The sequence below is a fragment of the Candidatus Eremiobacteraceae bacterium genome (assembly GCA_035710745.1).
Classification (GTDB): domain Bacteria; phylum Vulcanimicrobiota; class Vulcanimicrobiia; order Eremiobacterales; family Eremiobacteraceae; genus JANWLL01.
In genome coordinates, this window is sequence record DASTCX010000018.1 from 104,404 (window position 1) to 126,869 (window position 22,466).

23 protein-coding genes and 1 tRNA gene are annotated in these 22,466 nt (G+C 64.9%); 12 read left to right on the forward strand and 12 right to left on the reverse strand.

The genetic code is table 11. The annotated features are described in order from the left end of the window. Positions 1 to 92: 92 nt before the first annotated feature. From VFO25_07590 to VFO25_07600, 3 genes are read right to left on the reverse strand one after another with little or no spacing between them, the layout of a single operon-like run. Complete coding sequence (locus VFO25_07590) at positions 93 to 422, reverse strand: 4a-hydroxytetrahydrobiopterin dehydratase (protein HET9342759.1); 330 nt, start codon at positions 420 to 422, stop codon at positions 93 to 95. A 35-nt stretch (positions 423 to 457) separates the two neighbouring features. Next, a complete protein-coding gene (locus VFO25_07595) occupies positions 458 to 1,960 on the reverse strand; it encodes a cytochrome b N-terminal domain-containing protein (GenBank protein ID HET9342760.1) in 1,503 nt (500 codons plus the stop codon). A 27-nt stretch (positions 1,961 to 1,987) separates the two neighbouring features. Further along, complete coding sequence (locus VFO25_07600) at positions 1,988 to 2,641, reverse strand: ubiquinol-cytochrome c reductase iron-sulfur subunit (GenBank protein ID HET9342761.1); 654 nt, start codon at positions 2,639 to 2,641, stop codon at positions 1,988 to 1,990. A gap of 266 nt (positions 2,642 to 2,907) precedes the next feature. Here VFO25_07600 and VFO25_07605 point away from each other — a divergent pair, with 266 nt between their 5' ends. Then, a complete protein-coding gene (locus tag VFO25_07605; protein HET9342762.1) occupies positions 2,908 to 3,600 on the forward strand; it encodes a hypothetical protein in 693 nt (230 codons plus the stop codon). A 62-nt stretch (positions 3,601 to 3,662) separates the two neighbouring features. Here VFO25_07605 and VFO25_07610 read toward each other — a convergent pair whose 3' ends face one another. Beyond that, on the reverse strand, positions 3,663 to 3,869 hold the full coding sequence (locus tag VFO25_07610) for a hypothetical protein (GenBank protein ID HET9342763.1): 207 nt from the start codon (positions 3,867 to 3,869) through the stop codon (positions 3,663 to 3,665). A 74-nt stretch (positions 3,870 to 3,943) separates the two neighbouring features. Between VFO25_07610 and VFO25_07615 the strand changes: the two genes are divergently transcribed. Continuing rightward, a complete protein-coding gene (locus VFO25_07615; GenBank protein ID HET9342764.1) occupies positions 3,944 to 4,276 on the forward strand; it encodes a hypothetical protein in 333 nt (110 codons plus the stop codon). Between the two features lie 2 nt (positions 4,277 to 4,278). On the opposite strand, the gene VFO25_07620 is transcribed toward VFO25_07615, so the two are convergent. The 3 genes from VFO25_07620 to VFO25_07630 all read right to left on the reverse strand — a co-directional run bounded on the left by VFO25_07620 (position 4,279) and on the right by VFO25_07630 (position 6,926). Next, complete coding sequence (locus VFO25_07620) at positions 4,279 to 5,634, reverse strand: cyclopropane-fatty-acyl-phospholipid synthase family protein (GenBank protein ID HET9342765.1); 1,356 nt, start codon at positions 5,632 to 5,634, stop codon at positions 4,279 to 4,281. 92 nt (positions 5,635 to 5,726) lie between these two features. Next, positions 5,727 to 6,566, reverse strand: a complete 840-nt coding sequence (locus tag VFO25_07625; GenBank protein HET9342766.1) for a DMT family transporter — start codon at positions 6,564 to 6,566, stop codon at positions 5,727 to 5,729. 9 nt (positions 6,567 to 6,575) lie between these two features. Continuing rightward, positions 6,576 to 6,926: a VOC family protein gene (locus VFO25_07630; GenBank protein HET9342767.1), complete on the reverse strand. Its 351-nt coding sequence runs from the start codon at positions 6,924 to 6,926 to the stop codon at positions 6,576 to 6,578. Between the two features lie 143 nt (positions 6,927 to 7,069). On the opposite strand from VFO25_07630, the gene VFO25_07635 reads away from it, so the two are divergent. The 3 genes from VFO25_07635 (at position 7,070) to VFO25_07645 (ending at position 10,862) form a co-directional block, all read left to right on the forward strand. Further along, the gene (locus VFO25_07635; protein HET9342768.1) at positions 7,070 to 9,052 is read left to right on the forward strand and encodes an oligopeptide transporter, OPT family; all 1,983 of its coding nucleotides are present in this window, start codon (positions 7,070 to 7,072) and stop codon (positions 9,050 to 9,052) included. Positions 9,053 to 9,090: 38 nt separating this feature from the next. Then, positions 9,091 to 9,175 (forward strand) — tRNA-Ser (locus tag VFO25_07640). A gap of 31 nt (positions 9,176 to 9,206) precedes the next feature. After that, complete coding sequence (locus VFO25_07645) at positions 9,207 to 10,862, forward strand: FAD-dependent oxidoreductase (GenBank protein ID HET9342769.1); 1,656 nt, start codon at positions 9,207 to 9,209, stop codon at positions 10,860 to 10,862. Between the two features lie 4 nt (positions 10,863 to 10,866). On the opposite strand, the gene VFO25_07650 is transcribed toward VFO25_07645, so the two are convergent. Next, the gene (locus VFO25_07650; protein ID HET9342770.1) at positions 10,867 to 11,274 is read right to left on the reverse strand and encodes a PilZ domain-containing protein; all 408 of its coding nucleotides are present in this window, start codon (positions 11,272 to 11,274) and stop codon (positions 10,867 to 10,869) included. A 48-nt stretch (positions 11,275 to 11,322) separates the two neighbouring features. Further along, a complete protein-coding gene (locus tag VFO25_07655; GenBank protein HET9342771.1) occupies positions 11,323 to 11,736 on the reverse strand; it encodes a PilZ domain-containing protein in 414 nt (137 codons plus the stop codon). Between the two features lie 47 nt (positions 11,737 to 11,783). Here VFO25_07655 and VFO25_07660 point away from each other — a divergent pair, with 47 nt between their 5' ends. Beyond that, positions 11,784 to 12,062 (forward strand): acylphosphatase, encoded by a 279-nt coding sequence (locus VFO25_07660; protein HET9342772.1) that lies wholly within the window; start codon positions 11,784 to 11,786, stop codon positions 12,060 to 12,062. Here the strand turns inward: VFO25_07660 and VFO25_07665 are convergent. Together VFO25_07665 and VFO25_07670 are read right to left on the reverse strand one after the other, a co-directional pair. Next, a complete protein-coding gene (locus VFO25_07665) occupies positions 12,031 to 12,648 on the reverse strand; it encodes a nucleotidyltransferase family protein (GenBank protein HET9342773.1) in 618 nt (205 codons plus the stop codon). The genes VFO25_07660 and VFO25_07665 overlap by 32 nt on opposite strands. Beyond that, positions 12,641 to 13,408: an inositol monophosphatase family protein gene (locus VFO25_07670; GenBank protein HET9342774.1), complete on the reverse strand. Its 768-nt coding sequence runs from the start codon at positions 13,406 to 13,408 to the stop codon at positions 12,641 to 12,643. Before VFO25_07670 ends, VFO25_07665 begins: the two co-directional genes overlap by 8 nt. A 72-nt stretch (positions 13,409 to 13,480) precedes the next feature. Here VFO25_07670 and VFO25_07675 point away from each other — a divergent pair, with 72 nt between their 5' ends. The 6 genes from VFO25_07675 (at position 13,481) to VFO25_07700 (ending at position 20,619) form a co-directional block, all read left to right on the forward strand. Beyond that, on the forward strand, positions 13,481 to 14,809 hold the full coding sequence (locus VFO25_07675; protein ID HET9342775.1) for an aminotransferase class III-fold pyridoxal phosphate-dependent enzyme: 1,329 nt from the start codon (positions 13,481 to 13,483) through the stop codon (positions 14,807 to 14,809). 137 nt (positions 14,810 to 14,946) lie between these two features. Beyond that, positions 14,947 to 16,260 carry a CBS domain-containing protein gene (locus VFO25_07680; protein ID HET9342776.1) on the forward strand — a complete coding sequence of 438 codons (1,314 nt, stop codon included), beginning with the start codon at positions 14,947 to 14,949 and terminating at the stop codon, positions 16,258 to 16,260. Positions 16,261 to 16,263: 3 nt separating this feature from the next. After that, positions 16,264 to 17,544, forward strand: coding sequence for an Nramp family divalent metal transporter (locus VFO25_07685; GenBank protein HET9342777.1), 1,281 nt, complete (start codon positions 16,264 to 16,266; stop codon positions 17,542 to 17,544). Then, positions 17,541 to 18,758, forward strand: coding sequence for a helix-turn-helix domain-containing protein (locus VFO25_07690; GenBank protein HET9342778.1), 1,218 nt, complete (start codon positions 17,541 to 17,543; stop codon positions 18,756 to 18,758). The genes VFO25_07685 and VFO25_07690 overlap by 4 nt, the downstream gene beginning before the upstream one ends. Continuing rightward, positions 18,755 to 20,077 carry a glutamine synthetase family protein gene (locus VFO25_07695; GenBank protein HET9342779.1) on the forward strand — a complete coding sequence of 441 codons (1,323 nt, stop codon included), beginning with the start codon at positions 18,755 to 18,757 and terminating at the stop codon, positions 20,075 to 20,077. Before VFO25_07690 ends, VFO25_07695 begins: the two co-directional genes overlap by 4 nt. A 164-nt stretch (positions 20,078 to 20,241) precedes the next feature. Beyond that, positions 20,242 to 20,619, forward strand: coding sequence for a hypothetical protein (locus tag VFO25_07700; GenBank protein ID HET9342780.1), 378 nt, complete (start codon positions 20,242 to 20,244; stop codon positions 20,617 to 20,619). A gap of 88 nt (positions 20,620 to 20,707) precedes the next feature. Here the strand turns inward: VFO25_07700 and VFO25_07705 are convergent, their stop codons facing one another. Next, the gene (locus VFO25_07705) at positions 20,708 to 22,444 is read right to left on the reverse strand and encodes a GAF domain-containing protein (GenBank protein HET9342781.1); all 1,737 of its coding nucleotides are present in this window, start codon (positions 22,442 to 22,444) and stop codon (positions 20,708 to 20,710) included. Positions 22,445 to 22,466 lie beyond the last annotated feature (22 nt).

Consider the following 22,466-nt stretch of genomic DNA (forward strand, 5'->3'; position numbering starts at 1 on the left):
CACGAGCGGCGCATCGCGCGCCTCGAAGGGTTCTGACGCAGCCGAGCTTCGCTCGGCCTACTACATCCTAAGCGAATTCACGTTGAGCGAATTCAGGCGAACAAAGCGTCGCATTTCGCCGCGAAGACGAAATCGCTCTCCGTCAAGCCGTTGATCTTGTGCGTCCAGATGTCGATACGGACCGTGCCCCACGCCAAGTAGACGTCGGGATGATGCCACTGCTGTTCGGCCATGGCACCGACGCGATCGACGAAAGCGAGCGCCCCGGCGAAGTCCTTGAACTTGTACGTCTTCGTGAGGTGATGGTCGTCGACGGATCGCCAGCCGTCGACTTCCGCGAGCAGAAATTTGATCGCGTCCGCGCCCAAAGGCGGCACGCCGCCTTTGCACGGGATGCAATCGCGCTCTGCGAGGCCGCTCATGTGTTCCGCCCGCCTGCCGAGCTTCGCTCGGCCTACTACTTTTTCGGTGTCTTCTTCGGCGGGGCGGCCTTGCCGCCGAGAGCGGCTCGGACCTGCGCCGTCGTCACCGGACTGCCGCTATTGCCCCACGATCCGCGGATGTAGCTTATGACTTGCGCGATCTGATCGGGGGTCAAGATGCCTTTCCAAGCCGGCATCGCCATGGAGCCGTAGCTCGTGCCCATCGCCGGCTGTCCGTGCATGCCATTGGCGACCGTCAAGATGACTGCTTTCGCATCGCCCGAAACGAACGGATTGTTGGCCAGGGCTGGCGCGACGTTCGGCGTTCCACCGCCGGTCGCACCGTGGCAGCTGACGCAATTCGTCGTGAAGACTTGCTGTCCAGCCGCGTTTGCGACGGCAGCGCCGCCCGCCGGTGCGGGCGTCGCCGGGGAAGCGCCGGCGCCTTCGACCGGCGTCAATCCGTGGAAGCCGCTCGCGGCTTGCCGCTCGCCGATGACCTTCGCGCCGAACCAGCTCATGTAGACGATGTTCGCAAAGACGAACGCCGTGATGCCGAACAGGAGATAACGCGTGCCCCATTTCCTGCTCGGATTGCGGTCGATCCACGGCAACGCGAGCAACACGAGGACCGCGAGACCCGGCAGGATGACGGTCGCGACGAGCTCCATGCTCGGCGGCGAGGCGTTGAGGATGCCGTACAGCGAGTAGAAATACCAGGCGGGCGTCGGCACGAACTGCGCGTCGTTCGGATCGGCCTGCGCGAGCAGCGGTGCCGGCGAGTGCCATGCGAGCAGCGCGATGATGCCGAACATGATGAACGCGACGACCGTATCCATGAATATCTGGTCGGGGAAGAACTGTCCGACTTTCTTCGGCTTCTCGTCGACCGGCGGGCCCGCCGCGCCGTTGTGCCGGAAGATCGCGAGGTGCGCGCCGACGAGCAACAAGATGAGGATCGGCGTCAGCCAGACGTGCAGGCCGTAGAAGCGGCCGATCGTCAGCGTACCCATCGTCGAACCATCTTGGAGGAAGTTCGCGATGGCCGTCCCGATGACGGGCACGGTGCCGGCGATGTTGATCGATACTTGGGTCGCGAAGTACGCGTCGAGGTCCCACGGCAGCAGGTAGCCGGTGAGCCCCATCGCTAGCGTCGTGAAGAACAACAAGACGCCGACGATCCACTGCATCTCGCGCGGCTTCTTGTACGCGCCCCACACGAGCGTCTGGAGCAGGTGCATCGTCATGAGGACGATCATCGCCGATGCGCCCCAGTAGTGGAGGCTGATGACGAACTGACCGAGCGTCACGTTCTCGTAGATGAATTTCGTCGACGCCCACGCGGTCGTCGCCGACGGCGAATAGTAGAACGTGAGGAAGATGCCGGTGACGATCTGGATGACGAGCGCGATAAGCGTGGCGCTTCCGAACGTGTACCAGTAGCTGACGCCTCCCGGCACGTCTTCCGTGAGGAAGTCTTTCGTCAGCGTGACGAAACCCGTCCGCTGATCGAGCCAGGTCAGAACGTTCTGGATCATCTCTGTCCTCTCGGTCGCTGCAGTGGGTTACGAGTAGGAGACGACGATACGCGTCGGCTCACCCTGTTTGTAGCGGATCCAGGTGATCTTGGCGATGCCGCTCTTCTCCTCGATCGGGAGCGGGTCGAGACCGCGCGGCGCCGGACCGGCGACGTGCTCGCCGTATTTCGTGAACTGCGAGCCGTGGCATGGACAGGCAAATTTTTGGAGGTCTTTTTGCCAAAGAGGTTTGCAACCGAGATGTGGGCAGATCGAACTGAACATCATGAAGCCCATGACGACGGCGGGGTACGGCGAGATGCCCTCCGCCACGACTTTTAGATCGGGAAGGTCCGGACGCGCCGCCTGCAGTTTTGCCATCCCGTCAGGACCGAGCTTCATGCCCCACACGTATTCGGGCTCGTCCGTTTCGATGTAGCCGTCCTTGACGTGGTGCGTGAAGTGGATCTGGACCGGGGTCTCCGCGCTCGCCTCGAGCTGCTTCAGATCGGAGGCGTCGAGCGGCCACTGCCCCTTGGAGCCAGCGATGATCGCCTCGGTCGGCACGAGCGACAAGATCGCGGGAATCGCGACGCCGACACCGACGATGCCGCCGAGCACGACGGTAGCGCCGGCCATAAATGTCCTGCGGCTGATCTCTTCAGGGGTGCCGGGATCCTGCGCGCTCTGGCTGCTCGTCACCGCCCGTCCCTCCATATAATTGCGCCGAAACCGCGTCGCTGCGCACTGTCGGCCTGTCTGTTCTCTACGCTGTGCGGGACGCCTGCCCGATGATTGGGCCGCGCGACACCCTCTCTGCATCGTTTGGCGCACTGCGCCCGTTACGCGGGAGTTCGCGCAAACGGGACCTCCGGGTGGCGCGCATTGGGCTCTTCGAATGGGGGTTGTGAGCCGCGTCCGCGCGCAGTAGCCTGTGCTCCACATCACTACGTCCGGAAGGTGCGCACATGAGGCTTAGAAACGCTTTATCGACCGCGGCGGTCGCAACCATCGCGACGGCGATCGTCGTCGCGGGCTGCTCGATGTACGGCACGAGCGGCGTTCAATCTCCGACGTCGCGGAGCGGCCACGCGGCCGCGCCTTTCGACGTGCCGTCGCCGACGCCGACGCCGATCCAGCTCGCCATCGCTGGTCTAATCGGTACGCCGACGTGGCCCAACCACGACACCGCGACGGGCGGACAGGGCCAGCAGGTCGCCGGCCTCAATTGCCTCGCCCAGCTGTCGGAGCCGTTCCACCACCACGTCCAGTTGAGCATCTTCGTCAACGGCCAGCAGCTCACGGTGCCGATGGGCGTCGGGATGTTCCAGCCTGGCAGCGGCAAGAGCGGCTACATCTACCACACGACGTGCCTCTACTTCGTACACACGCACGACCGGACCGGCATCATCCACATCGAGTCGAAGGTCGACCAGCCGTACACGCTTGGGACCTTCTTCAAGCTCTGGGGTGAGCCGCTCACGAGCACGCAGATCGCGCAGTTCACCGGGCCGGTGTCGATCTACATCAACGGCACGCTCGACACGACCGATCCGATCGCGTCGGTGCCGCTGACCGGCGGCAGCGACATCACGCTCGTCATCGGTACGCCACCCGCGTGGATCCCGGCGTACATACTACCACCGAGCCTGTCGCCCTAGCCTGTCGCCACAGCGCGCTCCGCCCGAGGCAAAGCATCCGGCCTCGAAGCGGAGCGCGTTTTTTATTTCTTGCGGTCTTTTTTGTTGACCCAATCGAAGCGGCTTATATCGCCCGAGAGCTGCTCGACGGCGCCGTCTGCGGTAACCGCAGCCCTTATCGGCTCGTTGCCGCGCAGTTCGACGAATACGTTGCCGTTCGCCGCCTTCCCGATGACGACAAAGCCCAACGATTGGAACTTCTTGACGACGTCCTGCTGCTTATCTGGCATGAAATTCCCGCTTCGGCGGGACGGAAAGCCACCCTCTGGTGTCGAACATCACCGGTCCTGAAAGGTAGTGAATCGTGGAACCGGACCAGTACATCAAGGAATTCTTCGATACCATCAAAGCGCAGCTCTCGGACACGCGCGTCGACGTCGAGCGCCGTCGCGCAAGCTATAAGAACTCGGTCGTCACCGCGCGATGGTCGGACTACTTCTGGGATGTCGAGATGAAGTCCGCAGAGTCGGAGCCGCTGCGGCGGCTGTACGACCCCTCGAACGCCCGGTCGTCGGAGACGGCCGCGGAGTATTTCGTCGACGCGCTGCTCAAGGCGGCTGGAGACGATCCGCTCCCGCCGGAGATGCGTCCCCCGAGACGCGGACGGCGCCATTTCGGGAAGCGGGCGGCGACCTAAACCTAGCGGCGGTAAATGTCCTCGCGCGTCGGCGGCACGCGGACGCTCCCGTCGGGCAGACGCTTCGCTAGGAGCGTCTGGCCCAGTCCCATGCGCCCCACCGAAAAGCCGTGCGCGGAGCCGGCCATGTAGAAGCGCCAGACGTTGTACGTCTCGTCGCCGACGGTCGCGCGCGCCCGCGCTTCGTTCGCTTCGAGCCGGCGCACCCACTCGCGCAACGTGAGCGCGTAGTGCTCGCGCAAGTTCTCGACGTCGCTCACCTCAAAGCCGGCCTCCTCCGCGGCGACGGCTATCTGATCGATGCGAGGCAGGTCGCCGTCGGGGAAGACGTAGCGCTCGATGAAAGTCGAACGTTTCGGCGCGAACCGCTCGACAAGAGCGGCGAGCCCGCTCGGCCGAACGCGCTGCGACGTGATGCCGTGATTGAGGAACAAGCCGCCGGGCACGAGCGCTCCGTGGACCGCTCGGAAGTAGCTCGGCAACATGTCGATCCCGACGTGCTCGACCATCCCGACGCTCGCTGCTTTGTCGAACGGTCCGAGCTTGTCAAGTTCGCGATAGTCGAGCAGCTCGACCTCGCAGCGATCGGTCAACCCCTCGGCCTCGATTCGCTTGCGCGCGTATTCCGCTTGCCGACGGCTGAGCGTGATCCCCACCGCTTTGGCACCGTACTCGCGCGCCGCGAAACGGACGAGACTCCCCCAGCCGCATCCGACGTCGACGAGCCGCTCCCCGGCACGTAGTCGCAGCTTGCGGCAGATGTGGTCGAGTTTTGCGAGCTGCGCGTCGTCGAGCGAGTGCGAACCGTCCTTGAAATACGCGCACGAATAGACGAGTTCGCGGTCGAGCCACAATTCGTAGAATTCGTTCGAGACGTCGTAGTGGTACGCGATCGCCGCTTTGTCGCGATCGAGCGAGTGTTTGCGACCGCGCGCGCGGTAGGCGCGACGCGTACGGCCATTCGTGCGATCGCTTAACGAGGGCGGCAAGCGAAGCGCCATCGACACGATAGCAGCCGCATCGCGCGCTCGTAGCTCGCGCGAAAGACGCTCGACCTGCGCGATCGCAAATTCGACCTCACCCCGGACATCGAGGTCGCCTTCGATGACGGTGCGGGCCGCGGACGCGCTCTCGGGGCCGAGGGCGAGCGCGCGAAGCGCTCCCAGATGACGCGCGATGATGACCGCGCGCGGCGCACCTTCGCACGCGTAGAGCGTCGTCCCGTCGGCGAGCTCGGCGCCGAGCCGATCGGTGTGGCCCTCAAGCATGATGCGCAACATCGATCGCGCGACGTCGACGGCGTCGGTGTCGGCGCGCTTAGCGCTAAACGATCCGTGTGTGAGGTCGGGCCTCATCATCCATAGTATACCGCAGCTCCGGCCGATAATGCATCGTGGCGCGGAGTTCCGGTGGAGATGAATCTCGACCGCTCCCAGGCCGAAAGTCCCGTCTAGCCGCGGGCGATGAGCGAGATGCCGATGGCCGCGCAGCCGACGCCGAGCCACTGGAGCCGGCCGAGCCTCTCGCCGAGGACCATGCGGGCGAGCATGACGGTGCTCGCCGGATAGAGCGACGTTATGACCGCAGCGACGGAGATGAACGTGTAGCGGAGCGACAACAGGTACAAGACGTTGCCGCCCATGTCGAGCACCCCGCTCCACGCCATCGTCCTGATTGACTTCGGCGCCGGGACGGTGAAGCGCCCCAACGCGAGCGCGACGGCGCCAACCGAAGCGACCGAGACGACACGAGCTGCCACCAGCGGCCACATCCCGCGCGACGTCTGCGACAGGATGACGTAGAGCAGACCGAAGCCGATGCCCGCGGCGAACGCTTCCACGAGCCCGGCGCGTCGCGGCTCGGCTTGTCCACTGACGTCCTCATGCGACGACGAGGAGATGAGCGCCACGGCGCCGATCGCGAGGACGATGCCGATGATGGCGATCGTCGACGGCCGTTCGCCGATGACGAACCCATAACCGACGGGGACGACCGCGGCGATGACGGCGGTGATGGGCGCAACGACGCTCATGCTGCCGATCGCTAGCCCGCGATAAAGACACGCGATCGCGACGCCGCCGAACACACCGACGAGCGCGCCGAGTTCGAGATCACGCGCGCTCGGCGGTCCGGGGCTGAGCAACGGCACGGCGAGGAGCGCCGTCGCAAGACCGAACAGACCGGTGAGCGGCACGACGGTGAGGACCGAGTCACGCTTTGTGGCTAGGCCGCCGAAGAAGTCGCCCGCACCGTACACCGCCGCGGCAGCGAGTGCGATGATGACGCCCAAGGCGGCGCGTCAGCTCTTGCGCTGGTGGAGTGCGAAGCGGTTCCCTTCCGGATCGGTGACGAAGCACGCCCGGCACATCGGATTGTCGAAGACGTCGCCGATCTCGACGCCCAGTTTCTTCAGACGATCGTGCTCCGCATCGACATCATCGACTTCGAAGGCCGCGCTGCCCTGAGAGCCCGCTTTGATGCCGATCGACTCGCCGTTGCCGATCCCGAAGGTCGATTCGCCGACGTCGAATTCGGCCCAGAAGTCGGTGAACATGTCGCCGGGAGTCAAGCCGACGACATCGCGGTAGAACTTGATCGCACCCGGCACGTCTTTGACCGAGTATGCGATGAACGCCAATCCTTTATACATCACGGCCTTTTCTCGCGGTCGCGCGCGCTACCCTCGACGCGAAAGGCATCGCGCGCGGGCCCGCCCAACGTGAACCCTCGACCGCGGCCTCACTCGCCGCGCGCTCGCGCGTTGCGCGCTCTCGCCGCGAAAGGATGGCGCCCTTGGCCACCGCGACAGCCTCGCAAGACCGGGAAGCCCAAATCGAACTCACGTGGCGCGCGATCATCCTTGGCGCGGCGATCACTTTGGTCTTCACCGCGGCGAACGTCTATCTCGGACTCAAGATCGGCCTCACCTTCGCGACGTCGATCCCCGCCGCCGTCATCTCGATGGCGGTCCTTCGCGCCTTTCGGTCGGCGACGATCTTCGAGAACAACATCGTCCAGACGGTCGCGTCGGCCGCAGGCACGCTCTCGTCGATCATTTTCGTGCTGCCCGGGCTCGTCATGGTCGGCTGGTGGACTGGCTTCCCATACTGGGAGTCTTTCACGATTTGCGTCACGGGCGGCATCCTCGGCGTCATGTACAGCGTGCCGCTGCGGCGCGCGCTCGTCGCGCAATCGGATCTGCCGTATCCTGAAGGCGTCGCCGCCGCAGAAGTACTCAAGGTCGGCGTCGGTTCGCGCGGCGCGACAGCCGCGTCGATGGACGAGAACAAGAAAGGCCTGCTCACCCTCGTCGTCAGCTCGATCGTGTCGGCGGCCTTCGCGCTCGTCGTGGCCTCACGCGTGTTCATCGACACGCTCCAGGGCTATATCCGAGTCGGCATGGGTGCGAGCGGATTCGGCATCGGCTTGTCGCTCGCGCTGCTCGGTGCGGGGCACCTCATCGGACTTGCGGTCGGCATGGCGATCTTCGTCGGGCTATTCCTCGCGTGGGGCGTCTTGACGCCGCTCTTGACCTCGATGCATCCGATGGTGGGCGACGCCGCCACCGTCGCGACGACCGTCTGGGCACACCAAGTTCGCTTCATCGGGGCGGGCACCATCGGCATCTCGGCGATCTGGACGATCTTCAGACTCGCAAAGCCGGTGTGGACGGGCGTGACGTCCGCGATCGCCGCGACCCGCGCCCGCACGAAAGCAGGCGGCGATGCCGGTCTGCCGCGCACCGAGCGCGACCTTTCGATCAGCGTCGTCGGGATCATAAGCCTCGCGTGCTTCATACCTATAGCCGCGCTACTCGCGATCTTTCTCAACGGTAGCGCGCTCGCATCGCTGACGGTGCCGCTCGTCGTCGTCGGCGTGCTCTATATCGTCGTCGCGGGATTTTTCGTCGCTGCGGCGTGCGGCTACATGGCCGGACTCATCGGCTCGTCGAACAGTCCTGTCTCCGGCCTTGGCATCTTGAGCGTCATCGGCGCCTCGCTCGTGCTCGTCGTCGTCGCGAAGACCGCTGGGCCGGCCGGCGCGCCTGCACTCGTCGCTTATGCATTGTTCGTCACTGCCGTGCTGCTCAACGTCGCGACGATTTCGAACGACAACTTACAAGACCTTAAGACCGGTCAGCTCGTCGACGCGACGCCTTGGCGCCAGCAGGTCGCACTCATCGCCGGCGTCATCTTCGGCTCGATCGTCATCCCGCCGATACTGTCGCTCCTCAACACGGCGTACGGCTTCGGCGCAGGGCCGCACGCGCTGCCCGCACCGCAGGCGACGCTCATCTCGGCGCTCGCGAAGGGCGTTATCGAAGGGCAAATCGATTGGGGGCTTATCGGCACGGGTGTGCTCATCGGCATCGGCATCATCATCTTCGACGAGGTCCTTCGCGCCACGACGAAATGGCAGCTGCCGCCGCTGGCCGTCGGCCTCGGCATCTACTTACCCGCTTCGACGACCGCGGGCGCGGTTGTCGGCGCCGTCGTCGGATATGCGTACAACCGTTGGGTCGCGGGCAAGCCGTTCGGCGAGGTCGCACGCCGGCTCGGCGTGCTGGTCGCCTCTGGTTTCATCGTCGGTGAGAGCCTGTTCGGCGTCGTCAACGCGGGCGTCATCGTCGCCTCGAAGAACTCGACTCCGTTCGCGGTCGTCGGCGATTCGTTCGCATCCGCGTCGAATTGGCTCGGCGCATTGGCGTTCATCGTGTGCGTCTACGCCACGTATCGCTGGACCGCCGGTCTCGCAAGCAAGTCTCCTACGTCGTAAGGAAAGCACGAGTAGTCGTCTAAGACGGCGGTCCGCCCGGAGGGGTGGCGGAGCGGTTTAACGCGGCGGTCTTGAAAACCGTTGAGGCGCAAGTCTCCGTAGGTTCGAATCCTACCCCCTCCGTTCTATTCGCATTTACGCCGAGGTTCCGCTCATGGTCACGATCGCCGAGCTGCGCACTATTCCGCTTTTCGAAGGCGTCGCTGACCGCGATCTCGAGCAGCTCGCCAATGCTGTCGCTGACATCCGACTTCTCGCGGGCGAATACGTCGCCCACGAAGGTGAGGGTCGCGCGCTCATCATCGTCTTGGAGGGGCGCGGCGAGGTCCTCAAAACGGTCGACGGCATCGAACGCGTCATCGGTGTCCGCCGGCCGGGGGACTTCTTCGGCGAAGTCCCCATCGCACTCAACGTGCCGTTCGCCGCGAGCTTGCGGGCCGGAGAACCGTCGCGCGTCATCAGCATCGAGCCGAAGGACTACCACGCGCTCGCCGCTTCGTCACCGGCCGTTTCCGCGAGGGTTGGAGCATCTGCGCTGGATCGGATCGGCGGTCTACAGGATGTCGCGTCCGAACCGAGCGCTCCCGAGCTTATGGTCGTCGCTCCGCGATGGGATCCGAAAGGCCACGAGCTTCGCGACTTTCTCCATCGGAATCAAGTGGCGTACACATCGGTCACTCCCGACGATCCGAGTGCTGCGACGCTCGCTGAAGCGGCAACCGGTCCGTATCCCGTCGTTCGGCTTCGCGACGGATCCACTGCCGTCGCCCCATCGCGACGCGATATCGCCAGAGCTGTCGGCTTGTCGATCGCGCCGAAGGGACGCGAGTACGACGTCGTCATCATCGGCGGCGGACCCGCCGGCATGGCGGCGGCGGTGTATGGGGCATCTGAGGGGTTGAACACTGTGCTCATAGAGCGCCAAGCGCCGGGCGGTCAGGCCGGGCAGTCGTCACGGATCGAGAACTATCTCGGTTTCCCCGTCGGTGTCTCCGGCGATGAGCTCGCGAGCCGAGCCCTAAGGCAAGCTCGACGTTTCGGCGCCGAGATCGTCGTGACTCGCGACGTGACAGGCGTCGACCCTCGGTCTCGAGTTATCGAGCTCGACGGCGGCGACCGCCTAAGCGCTCGTACGATCATCATCGCTGTGGGCGTCACGTACCGCCGGCTCGCGGTCGAGTCATGCGACCGCTTCACTGGGCGAGGCGTATTCTACGGCGCTGCACGGAGCGAGGCGAGCTCGACGCAAGGTCAAGACATCTTCTTGGTCGGCGCCGGCAATTCGGCGGGTCAGGCCGCACTCTTCTTCGCGAATCACGCTCGTTCGGTGACGCTTCTCGTCCGCGGCGACGCGCTCGAGAAGAGTATGTCGTACTACCTTATCGAGGAGATGAGGACGAAACCGAATATCAGCGTCGAGCTGCGATCGGAAGTCGCGGACGCCCATGGCGACGATCACCTCGAGGCGGTGGACGTCGTCGACCACGCGACGGGGAAGATCGCCCGCCGTGCGGCGGCCGCACTGTTCGTCTTCGTCGGCGCCAACGCCGACACGTCGTGGCTACCGCAAGAGATCGCTCGCGACTCGCGCGGGTTCGTGCTCACCGGGGCGGACGCGAGCAAGTCCGGCTCCTGGGAGCTAGAGCGTCAGCCGCATCTGCTCGAGACGTCGGTTCCCGGAATATTCGCCGCGGGCGACATCCGCGCCGGATCGATCAAGCGCGTCGCGGCGGGCGTCGGCGAAGGCAGTATGGCGATCGCGTTCGTGCATCAGTATTTGCAAGAACGTCAAGCGGAGCGGGCGGTGTGACGGCCTAGCGGAAGCGCGCGGACGAGTAGGCGACGCCGCCCTCGGCCTTGAGGCGGAGTTGCGCCGCGACGTAGCGGCGCAGCGCTTCTGCGTCTTGATCGCGCAGCCCGACGAAGCGGACGCCGTAATCGATGTGAAGTTGACCTTGACGCGGCCGGATCGAGACGATGCGGCAGACCGCCTGGATCTTGACGCCGTATGCCGTCTCGACGATGATCGTCAAGACGTCGCTCTTCGTCAGGCGCATCGGTGTCGAGATGCGCGCGCCGCCGGCGGCGAGATCTTCCAACAAAACCGAATGGACCGCACCGTCGCGCGCTAGACGCGCATCGACACGGACTTCGACCGGGATGCGTGCGCTCGAGCGCGATGTGCGATTTTTTTGCGCGTTGAGACCGTCGAAGATTCCCATCGCAACATAGGACACCCCATGCCGCGGAATTGTGACGTCACATCCAGTTCATATGAACGCTGCGGCCGTGTGGCGCGCGTCGTCGCGCGCGGCGACGAACGTGCCCAGCCGTTCTAGGTCTCCTGGTCTGACGCGCACGAACTGGACACCGTAGTCGCTATGGATGCGACCAGGCTTCTGGCGCGCGAAGATGACGGAACACCCGAGGGTGAATGAAGCGCCGCGCCCCGCGGCGATCGTAAGCGTCAGGTCCTCGCCTCGCGCGAAACGCTGCTCCGACGAGATGCGCGCGCCGCCGACCGACAGATCGTAGATGATGACGGTGTTCTTGCTCTGATCTTTTGCGCGATAGAGATCGGCGCGCTCTTCCATAGAGATGCGTTTGGAAGCGCGGGGACGCCTGAACGCCGCGCGGTTGACTCGGCGCTTCCCAACGCCGAACAGCGCGTCCAAGAAACTCATGACTGGGATGATTTGGCCCAGCGCGGCGACGAAACCTCGGGCCGTCCATGGGCCGTCTACATGCGATCATACGAGGGAGCGTCCAAGGCGTATTTTTCAGGGCGTCCGTCGTCGAGCAGGCTCGGTCGCTCGGCCTCGTCGGCTGGGTCCGTAATCGCCACGACGGCTCGGTCGAATGCGTCGCGGAAGGCGATCCCGAGAGCCTGCTCGCCCTTCGGGCCTATTGTGAAAATGGGCCGCCCGGCGCGCGCGTCGTGAGCGTCGAGACGATCGACGAACCCGAGACGGGCGGATTCACTTCGTTCGCGATGCGCTCAAGCGGGTAAGGTCGCGGCGGCGATCGACGTCGGCGAACGCCGAGGGGGTCGATGCATCGACGAGGGTTACGCGATCGCGGTTCAGGACCGTACCCTTCGCGCCTCGATCGCCGCTCAGGCGGGCGAGCTTGGCGTACATCGATCGCGGGAAGATCGCGGGCGAGCCCCACACGCTTCCGCTTCGCAATGCCGCAGGGCGATCTTGATTGTCGAGCCAGGCGGCGATCAGCGCGTCTATATCTGTGACGTTGATGAGCGGCGCATCGGCGAGCATGAGCACGAACGCGTCTTCGTGCGCGTGGGTCGCCGCTGCTAGCGCGATCGACGAACCGATCCCGGTCGCCCACCGATCATTCGAATAGACCGCCAGCCGTCGCGGATCGACCGCGGCGAGAACGCGATCGACGGCCGCGCCCACGATGAGGCTGCAACACGAAGCGCGCGACGCAGCGGCTGCGTCGATCGCGTGCTGTGCCAGCGGTTTGCCTGCCGTCATCGCGACGAGCTTTTCACCCGGCGCGCCGAAGCGACTCCCGGCTCCAGCGGCGAGCACCGCACATCCGATCGCGCGGACTGCGCCGCGGCGATCACGCATACTTCGCGACCACCTCGATCATCCGATCGTGGATCTTGCCATTGCTGGCGACGAGTCGACCGCCATCGAGCGAGAACGCTTCGCCGCGGTAGCCGCTGACGCGTCCACCCGCTTCCGTGCAGATGAGCGCACCTGCCGCGACATCCCATGCGTGCAGACCAGGTTCCCAGAATCCGTCGAAGCGGCCGCAGGCGACGTAGCATAGATCGAGCGCCGCCGATCCATCGCGCCGTATCGCGCGTGTGATCTGCAAGAAGTCGCCGAACGGATGGATATTCGATAGCGGATCGTCGACTCGATGCGCGGGAAAACCGGTGACAAGCATCGCGGCGCTTGCGTCGTCGCACGATGAAACGCGTATCCGACCGCCGTTGCACGTCGCGCCGCTGCCGCGTTCCGCCGAGAACAGCTCGTCTGCCATCGGGTCGAAGACGCAGCCGAGTTCGACGACGCCTTCGCGCTCGAAGGCGATCGACACCGAGAAGCATCGATAACCGTGCGCGTAGTTCGTCGTGCCGTCGAGCGGATCGACTATCCAGCGGCCGCGGCTCGGATCGCCGCTCGAGCCGGTCTCTTCGCCGAGAAACGCTTCGCCGTGGAAGGCTTCCGAGAGGATAGAACGGATGAGCTTTTCGCTCTTCGTGTCCGCGTCGGTGACGAGATTCGTCCGGACGTCCTTCGAACGGACGTGCATTTCGGTCCCGAGCATCGAACGGAGCAGCGCGCCCGCCTCGCGTGCTGCGCGAGATGCGACGTCCATACGACGGTCCACGTCCGCCACTTGGCGCGGCGGCATGATTGTTCATTCAGCGGCTGGAAAGACGCATGTATCATGCTCGAAACGCGTTCGCAGATCCCCGACTACGAGCTTCCCGGTCCGGCCGCAGCCGAAGTCGTCAAGCGCGAAACCGCGCTCATGACGACCGGCACGAAGACCGCACCGGTCGCCGTGAAGACCGCGAAGGGCCTCTTGCTCGAGGACGTGGACGGCAACGTCTTCCTCGACTTCACGAGCGGTATGGTCGCCGCCGTCGGCCACTCGCACCCGAAAGTCGCGCAGGCGATCGCGGATCAGGCGCAGCGATGGCTCTTCATCAATAGCCCCGACTTCTATTCGCCGCTCGCGGCGGAAGTGGCGGAGCGTCTAGCGCGTCTCGTGCCGGGTACGGCCGGAAAAAAAGTCTTCCTGTGCAACAGCGGCGCCGAGGCGAACGAGGCCGCCATCAAGGCGACGCGGTGGAACAACCCGACGCGCAAGCGCCTCATCGGTTACATCGGTGCGTTTCATGGGCGGACGATGGGTGCGAACGCGCTCACCGCGAGCAAGATCGCGCAGCGCGCGCGCTTCACGCCGAACATGCCGGACGTCCATCACGTGCCTTTTGCGACGTGCTACCGCTGTCCGTACAAGATGACATACCCGAGCTGCGACATATGGTGTGCGCGCATCCTCGAAGAGCTCTACTTCAAGCAGCTCATACCGCCGGACGAAGTGTCGGCGATCTTCGTCGAGCCTATCCAAGGCGAAGGCGGCTACATCGTGCCGCCGCCGGAGTTCGTGCAGATCGTCCGCGACATCGCGAACCGCTACGGCATCCCGTACGTCGACGACGAAGTGCAAGCAGGCATGGGCAAGAGCGGCAAGATGCTCGCGATCGAGCATCACGGCGTCACGGCGAATTGCACGTCGATCGGCAAGGCCCTCGGGTCCGGCGTCGCGGTTGCGGCGCAAGTGCTCGACGCGAACCTCGACTTCGGCGTCCAGGGCGCGCATTCGAACACGTTTGGCGGCAACGGCATCGCGCTGGCGGCCGCCAAGGCGACGCTCGACGTCTTCGAGGAGGAGCACCTCGTCGACCGCGCGGCCGAGCTCGGCGCATATCTCTTCGATCGCCTGCTCGAACTTCAGAAGAGTTTCCCGGCGATCGGCGACGTTCGGGGCAAAGGCCTCATGCTCGCGATCGATTTCGTCGTCGATCGAAAGTCTCGGACCCCCGATCCGGCCCATCGAGACCGCGTCCTCGAGGGCTGCTTCAGGCACGGACTCATGTTGCTGCCGTGCGGCTTCTCCGCGATCCGCTTCACGCCGGCGCTCGTCGTCGAGCGCGAGCAGATCGATCGTGCTATCGCGGTCCTCGACAAAGCGATCAGGGAAGCCTGACCGCGGCGGTCGAGATGAATCTCGACCGCTCCCTAATCGAGAAAATCGACTCGCCCTTCGGGGCATGACAATAGCGACGGTGGCTTGCCCTGGCGCTGGTTTATTAAGTACAATGGCGCTAGAGGAGGGCGTGCGCGGTGGAACCCGTCGAAGCGTTCGTCAGCGAGCTATGCGGACGACCGGTCGAGCTGTCGGCCGGCGGCGCTCGCACGCGCATCGGGCGGGTCGAGGATATCGCGGTCGACGCCGCCGAGGCCTATCCTCCGGTCGTGGGCGTCTACGTGAAATCGCGCGGCAAGCTGCGCTACGCGCCGGCCTCGGAGATCGCCTCGATGGACGAACGGGTGACCGTCCTTACGGCGGCGCCGAAGGACCCGGCCGACTCGTCGATCTCCCCGAACGAACTGCTCCTCAACAAGGAACTGCTCGACAAGCAGATCGTCGACGTCGACGGCCGTAAGGTCGTTCGCGTCAACGACGCGCGCCTTGCGACGACCGGCGAGACGCTGCGCCTCATCGCGGTCGATATCGGCATCTCGGGACTCTTGCGCCGCCTCGGACTGCGCGGTCTCGGCCAAGCCTGGCTCCGGCGCGTGACGAAACCAGGTCTGCGGCCGGCGCTGATCTCGTGGGATGCTGTGCAGCCGCTCCATCGCGATGCGGCCGGCGAGGCGATACGCCTGCAAGTCCCGCGCGAGCTCATCAACCGCATCCACCCGTCCGACCTCGCGTCGATCATCGAGGAGCTCAACGCTTCAGACCAGGCGTCGCTCGTCGGCTCGCTCGACGAAGAGACGGCCGCGGACGCGTTCGAGCAGCTCGACTCCGACACGCAGCTTTCGATCCTCGAGGATCTCTCGCCCGATCGCGCCGCCGACATCATCGAGAATATGTCGCCGGATGACGCGGCCGACGTCCTCGGCGAGGTCGAGCCCGAGAAGCAAGAACAGATCCTGCGCCTCATGGAGCCCGACGAGGCGAAAGACGTGCGCGAGCTGCTCACGCACGACGAAGAGACCGCCGGCGGTCTCATGACGACGGAGTACCTCTCGATCCCGCCTGGCCTCACCGTGGCGCAGACCTTCGATCACATCCGTCAAGCGGCGGAAGACGCCGAACTCATCTATTATCTATACGTGCTCGAGCCGGATGAGAAGATCGTCGGCGTCGTGGCGCTCAAGGATCTCATCACCGCGCGCCTCGACGCGCCCGTCGACGCAATCGCGGTCGACGACGTCGTCCACGTGCCGCTCGAAGCGAGCAAGGAAGAGGTCGCGACGACGATCGCCCGCTACGACTTCCTCGCGGTTCCGGTCGTCGACGAGCACGGCCGCATGCACGGCATCGTCACGGTAGACGACGTCATCGACGTCCTGCTCCCCGAGAAGCTCCGGCGCATGCTCAGCCGCGTCGGAAAGTCGCGGTCGAAGTCGCAGAAAGCGCCGCGGTAGGTCTTGGAAGCCGTCGAGACGGTCGACACCGCGCGTCAGTCCAAGCGTCCGAATCTCCTCCGGACGCTCTTGATGTTCTTGTCCATCGTCGGCCCGGGGATGATCACCGCGAACATCGACAACGATGCCGGCGGCATCGCGACGTACTCGCTCGCCGGCGCGAATTTCGGCTACGAGTTCTTGTGGCTCATCGTCGTCATCACCGTCGCGCTCATCGTCATCCAAGAGATGTGCATCCGACTCGGCGTCGTGACGGGCAAGGGTCTCGCGGATCTCATACGCGAGCGCTTCGGCGTGCGCATCACGCTCGTCGTCATGATCTTGCTCGCGCTGTGCAACCAGTTCACGACGGTCGCCGAATTCGCCGGCATCGCTTCGAGCGCGGACGTGCTGCACATCAGCCGCCTCGTAGCGGTCGCCGTCGCCGCGCTCATCGTCTCGCTGCTCGTCTTGCGCGCCAACTACAAGGTCGTCGAAAAAGTCTTCCTCGCCGCGTGCCTCGTCTATCTGACGTACATCGTATCCGGGATTCTCGCTAAACCCGATTGGCCCGTCGTGCTGCGCGCGACGATCTCGCCGCATATCTCGTTCGCGCCGGCGTATCTCGCGATGTTCATCGGCGTCATCGGCACGACGATCGCGCCATGGATGCAGTTCTACATCCAATCCTCGGTCGTCGAAAAGGGCGTCAAGCCGAAGGAGTTGCGCTACTCGCAGGTCGACGTCGTCCTCGGCTCGTTCGTCACCGACATCGTCGCGTTCTTCATCATCGTGGCATGCGGCGCGACGCTCTTCGTCCATCACGTCGTCGTGAACGATGCCGGCCAGGCCGCCGCGGCGCTCGAGCCGCTCGCAGGCCGCTACGCGTCGCTGCTATTCGCGATCGGCTTGCTCAACGCGTCGCTCTTCGCGGCATCGGTGCTGCCGCTGTCGACGGCCTACACGGTCTGCGAAGCGTTCGGATTCGAGTCCGGCGTCGACAAGCGGTTTGCGGAAGCGCCCATCTTCTTCTCCCTCTATCTCGTCATCATCGTGCTCGGCGCGCTGCCCGTCCTCTTCCCTCATGCGCCGCTGCTCACGATGATCTTCTGGTCGCAGGTCATCTCGGGCATGCTCTTGCCTGTCGTCGTCATCGCGATGCTCATCCTCATCAACGATAAGTCGCTCATGGGCAAGCACGTCAACGGCCGGGTCTTCAACATCATCGCATGGGCTACGGCAACCGGCGTCATCGCCGCGACGCTGGTGTACCTGTTCTTCCTCGTCACGGGCACCGGATCATGACCGCCGACGAGATCGCGCAGCTCGCCGAGCGCGCCGCCCGTGTCATCACCGGCGGCGGCGGCATCAAGGCGCTCGCACAATTGCTCGCCGACGCCGTCGACGGATCGGTGCTCATGGAGGACGAGCAGTGGCGTCATCTCGCGCTGGCCGAGGGTGCCGGCGCGACGGGGGCGCTGCCTGCGTCGTTCGCGCCGTTTCGGAGTGGTGCGCCGATCGCGCAAGGAGCCGACGGCGCCGTCGCTCGAGCGAAGATCGACGAACGAATCACCGCGTTCTGCGCGCCGATGCCGGGCGCGCCGGATGCGGACGGCGTCGCCGGATACGTCACCGTGTTCGTCGCCGGCAAGCCCGCGTCGGCAGTATCGGCGGCGTTGCGCGTCGTCGCGGGCGCTGCGGGCGTCGAGCGAGTACGGCGCGGCGCGGGCAAGTCGCAGGCGAGGCGCGCATTTTGGGATCGCGTGCTCGGCGGCGGCTATGCCGATTCGGCGGCGCTGAAGGACGATGCGGCCGCAGCCTCCATAACGCTCGCACCGTCGTACGTCGCCGCCTTATTCGACGTCGAAGGCGCATCGCCGACCGCCGTCCGCGATACGATCGCGCAGGCGCTCGCCTCGACCGACGTGGTGTGTCCGCCGGTTCCCGCGGGCGGCCACGTACTCGTGCTCTTCGGGGTCAGGCACCAAGCCGATGTCGCCCGCGCGCGTCAAGCCGCGGCGAACGCCGTGCGGGATCTGCCGGCGCAAGCCGTCGCTCGGTCCGTGACGTGCGGGATCGGCGCGCATCACGCCGATCCGCTCGACATCGCCCAATCGTTCAAGGAAGCGCGCCAAGCACTCGTTCTCGGCCGACGGCTTCGCGGGCGCGGCAGCGTCACGACGTACGCCGAGCTCGGCATCCACGCGCTGCTCCATGCGGGCGCCGATCGGGATTCGTTCGCACGTTTTGCGGACGCGACGATCGAACCGCTCGTCGCGTACGATCGTAAACACAAGACGGAGTTGTTGAAGACGTTGCGCCTGTTCTTCGAGGTCGGGGAGAACGTCAAGGAGGCGGCCGAACGGCTCTCGGTCCATCGCCACACGATCTTCTACCGCCTCAACCAGATCGCGCAGATCTTGAAAGTCGACCTCAATAACCCCGACGACCAACTCGGCGTCCGCGCCGCGCTCGCCATCAGGCAGATGCACTCGGACGACGACAGAGGCTTGCCATGACCAAACGCGACATCCCCAAGCGGGCGCGCGAGCTCGGCGTCCAATTCGTCCGCCTGCAGTTCAACGACATCCACGGCGTCACGAAGAACGTCGCCATCCCGGCGAAAGAACTCGACGCCGCGCTCGACGGAAACGTCGTCTTCGACGGATCGTGCATCGAAGGATTCGTCCGTTTCGAAGAAGCCGACATGTACCTCATGCCGGATCCGGCGACGTTCGCCGTCCTTCCGACCGCGCCGGGCGCGCCGGTCGAAGCGCGGCTCATGTGCGACGTCAAGAACCCGGACGGATCGCCGTTTGAGGGCTGCCCGCGCAGCACTCTGCGCCGAGCGCTTGACGAGGCTGTGGCGCTCGGTTACGGAGTCCGCGCCGCCGCGGAACTCGAGTTTTTCCTCTTCGAAACGCCGGCTGGCGGCGGATCGCCGGTCGCGACGACCGACACCGGGTCGTACTTCGATCTGAGCCCGATGGACCGCGGCGACCTCGCGCGCCGAGATGCCGCTTTGGCCCTCGAGGACATGGGGATCCGCGTTTCGGCGACGCATCACGAGGTGTCGCCCGGGCAGCACGAGATCGATCTTGCGGTGACCGACCTGCTCGCTCTCGCGGACGGCGTCGCGACGGCTCGCGTCGTCGTCAAGACGATCGCCGCTCGGCACGGCCTCAACGCGACGTTCATGCCGAAGCCGCTGCTCCATCGCGACGGCAGCGGGCTGCACGTGTCGCAATATTTCACGGCCGGCGACGGCGCGAACGCGTTTCTCTCGGCAGGGACGTTGGCGAACCTCAGCGAGATCGGCTTGGCATACGTCGGCGGATTGCTCGCGCACGCGCGAGGCTTCACGGCGATCACGAATCCGACGGTCAATTCCTACAAACGCCTCGTGCCCGGCTACGACGCGCCGTCGTTCGTCACGTGGTCGCAGCGCGCGAAGAGTTCGCTCGTCCGCGTGCCCGACGAGCGCGGCGGGGTCGTCCGCGTCGAGCTGCGGTCGCCCGATCCGTCGTGCAATCCGTATCTGGCGTTCGCATGCATCCTCAAGGCCGGGCTCGACGGCATCCGCCGCAAGCTGGTGCCGGGCGACCCCGTCGACCTCAATGTCTCGACGATGCCGGAGGACGAGCGCTCGGATCTCGGGATCGATCAATTGCCGGCTTCGCTGCAAGAGGCGATCGTCGCGCTCGACGCCGACGCGGTGACCCGCGCGGCGCTCGGCGACCACAGCTACCACCGGTTCCGCGAGGCGAAGCTTTCGGAATGGGAGTCCTACCGGACGCAGGTGACCCCGTGGGAACTCGACGCGTACTTGACGCTGTGAAGCTGTGTCAAGCGCTCCTCGCAACATTGGTGGCATTTGCGGCGTTGACGTTTCCTTGCGGTTCGGTCGCCGATATCCACGCCACCCCTTCAGCAGACGAGGCGGCTATTCGACGTCAAATCCAGACGTTTGTCGGCCCGATCCCGCCCACGGATCGCAAGTCGATGAAGTTCATCGTCGCGTTCCCTCGACTCGAGGATGGGGCCTCGACGGCGCTCGTCTACCTGATCGGCAGCGGCTACTGCGGTAGCGGGGGTTGCATGTTGTTCGTCATGGTGAAAGATGGTGACCATTGGCGGATGATGAGTCGGACTACGATCACGCGGCCTCCTATCTACATGCTCCGCCAGACGTCTCACGGCTGGCACGATATCGCAGTCCTCGTTTGCGGAGGCGGAATCATCAACTGCTATGAGTCCGAAATCCCATTCGATGGGAGGACTTACGCGTTGAATCCTTCGGTACCGCCGGCACGAAAATTGCAGCATGTGTCGGGCACCGTCGTCATTAGGTCGTACGGTCAGGCGATTCCGCTCTACTAGTCAAATGCCGAGCTTCGCTCGACATACCACATTAGCTCTTGCAAGGCCGCGGTGGTCGAGATAAATCTCGACCGCTCCCGGGCACCCTTTACAGTTTGCCGACCATGTTGCGGATGAGGTTCGTCTCGATCGCGAGGCCGGCGATGCGGGCGAACACCTCGATCGCCTGGATGATCTCGTAGGCCGGCACGCGCCGGTCTTTCGGATCGTCCGGTGTGAGAACGCCGATCAGCTCGCCGTTCGAGTTGAAGATCGGGAATAGCAAGATATCGTTCTCGTGCCACTGGCCCGAGTCGACGCGCGGAAGCACCGCGCGGCTCGGATCGCGCGTGACGCCGCCCGCGACGTTGAGTTCCATCGGCGCGTAGTAGAACGTCTCGCGCACGAGGGTGCGCTCGTTCATCATCTCGCGCAGGTCGGCGCCGCTCACCTCACGCCCCTCGACCTCGCGCGGAAAACCGACGGCCGCACGGCGCACGTACGAGTCGCTGCCGGATCGCCGCAGCAAGATCGTGCCTGCGTTGAAGCCAAAGCTCTCGAGCATGACCGCGATGATGCGGTGGAGCAGCTTGTCAAGGTCACGCTCGACGAAGATCGCGGCTGTCAGATCGAGGATCTTCGCGACGCGCTGCATCACCTCGCGCTGCGGCTCGATCGACCCCAAGTGGACATTCTCGATCGCCGACGCCGCGATGCGCGCGAACATAGCGATGTTGCCGAGCGTCTCGACCGACGGCACCTGTCCGTCGATCGGCGCATCCGGACATAGCAAGCCGATGATCTCGCCGCTCGAGGAGGTCAAAGTGAACAAGAGCGTATCGGCTTCATGCCAAGCGCCCTTTCGCTCGCGCGGAACGAGCATCGCTTCGGGCCTGTAGCACGAGAGCGGGTCCGTATGCCACGATTGCCGCTCGATCGGTGCGTAGTACGCAGACGGGCGCACCAAGAAGCGCTCGTCGAGCTTGATGTATGCCTGCGCGAACGGCACTTCGCGCACCATGAGCCGCCGCATCTGCTCGGGCGCGTAGCCCAACGCCGACCGATACGCGAACACTTGACGGTCGCGCTCCGCGGTCAATATCGAGCCGCAGTGGAAGCCGAACGTCTGGACCGTCGCCTCGAGGATGCGGTCGAGCAGCGGCGCGAGTTCGCGCTCGCGCATGAGCGTGATCGCCAGCTCGACGACCTTGCGCATGCCGTCCGCCTGGGCTTCGAATTCCGCACGCCGCGACGTCTGCGCGTCGGCGATCTCCCGCATCGCGTCGGAGTGGGCGAGAAGCGACGCGCTTCGCGAGACGATCGATCGGTACATGACATCGACGCCGGCGGCCATGAGACCGATGATGCTGACGTCGATAAGCACGTCGATCCAACTGACGATGACGGTCGGCGGATACGCCGGCCACAGAAACGCCGCGATGACGACGATCGCCGAGACGACCGCGGTCGGGATCGCCGCACCTTGGCGGTCCTGCGTCGCGCCAAACACGACGAGCAGCAGAAAGAACGCCCAGACGTCATGGTAGAGCGGCGCGAATAGGTAGACGAGAATTGCGGTGACGAGCAGGTCGCCGACGAGCAGCACGCGAGACAGCGAGCGGATCTGCTCTTGGGTCGACGATGCTTGCAGCCAGCGTGCGGCGATCCCGCCTTGGATGACGAGGACGGCGATCGCGACGCCCTTGAGCCATGTCGGATACGGCCATTGAAGGATCGCGATGAGAATGGTGCCGGCGATGATGAAGATGAAACGCGCTAAGAGCGCGCCGGACATCAGCCAGCGTTGTTCTTGGGTCCGCGTCGAAGTCGAGATGGCATCCTGCATATCATAGGAAGGCGGTTCGAAC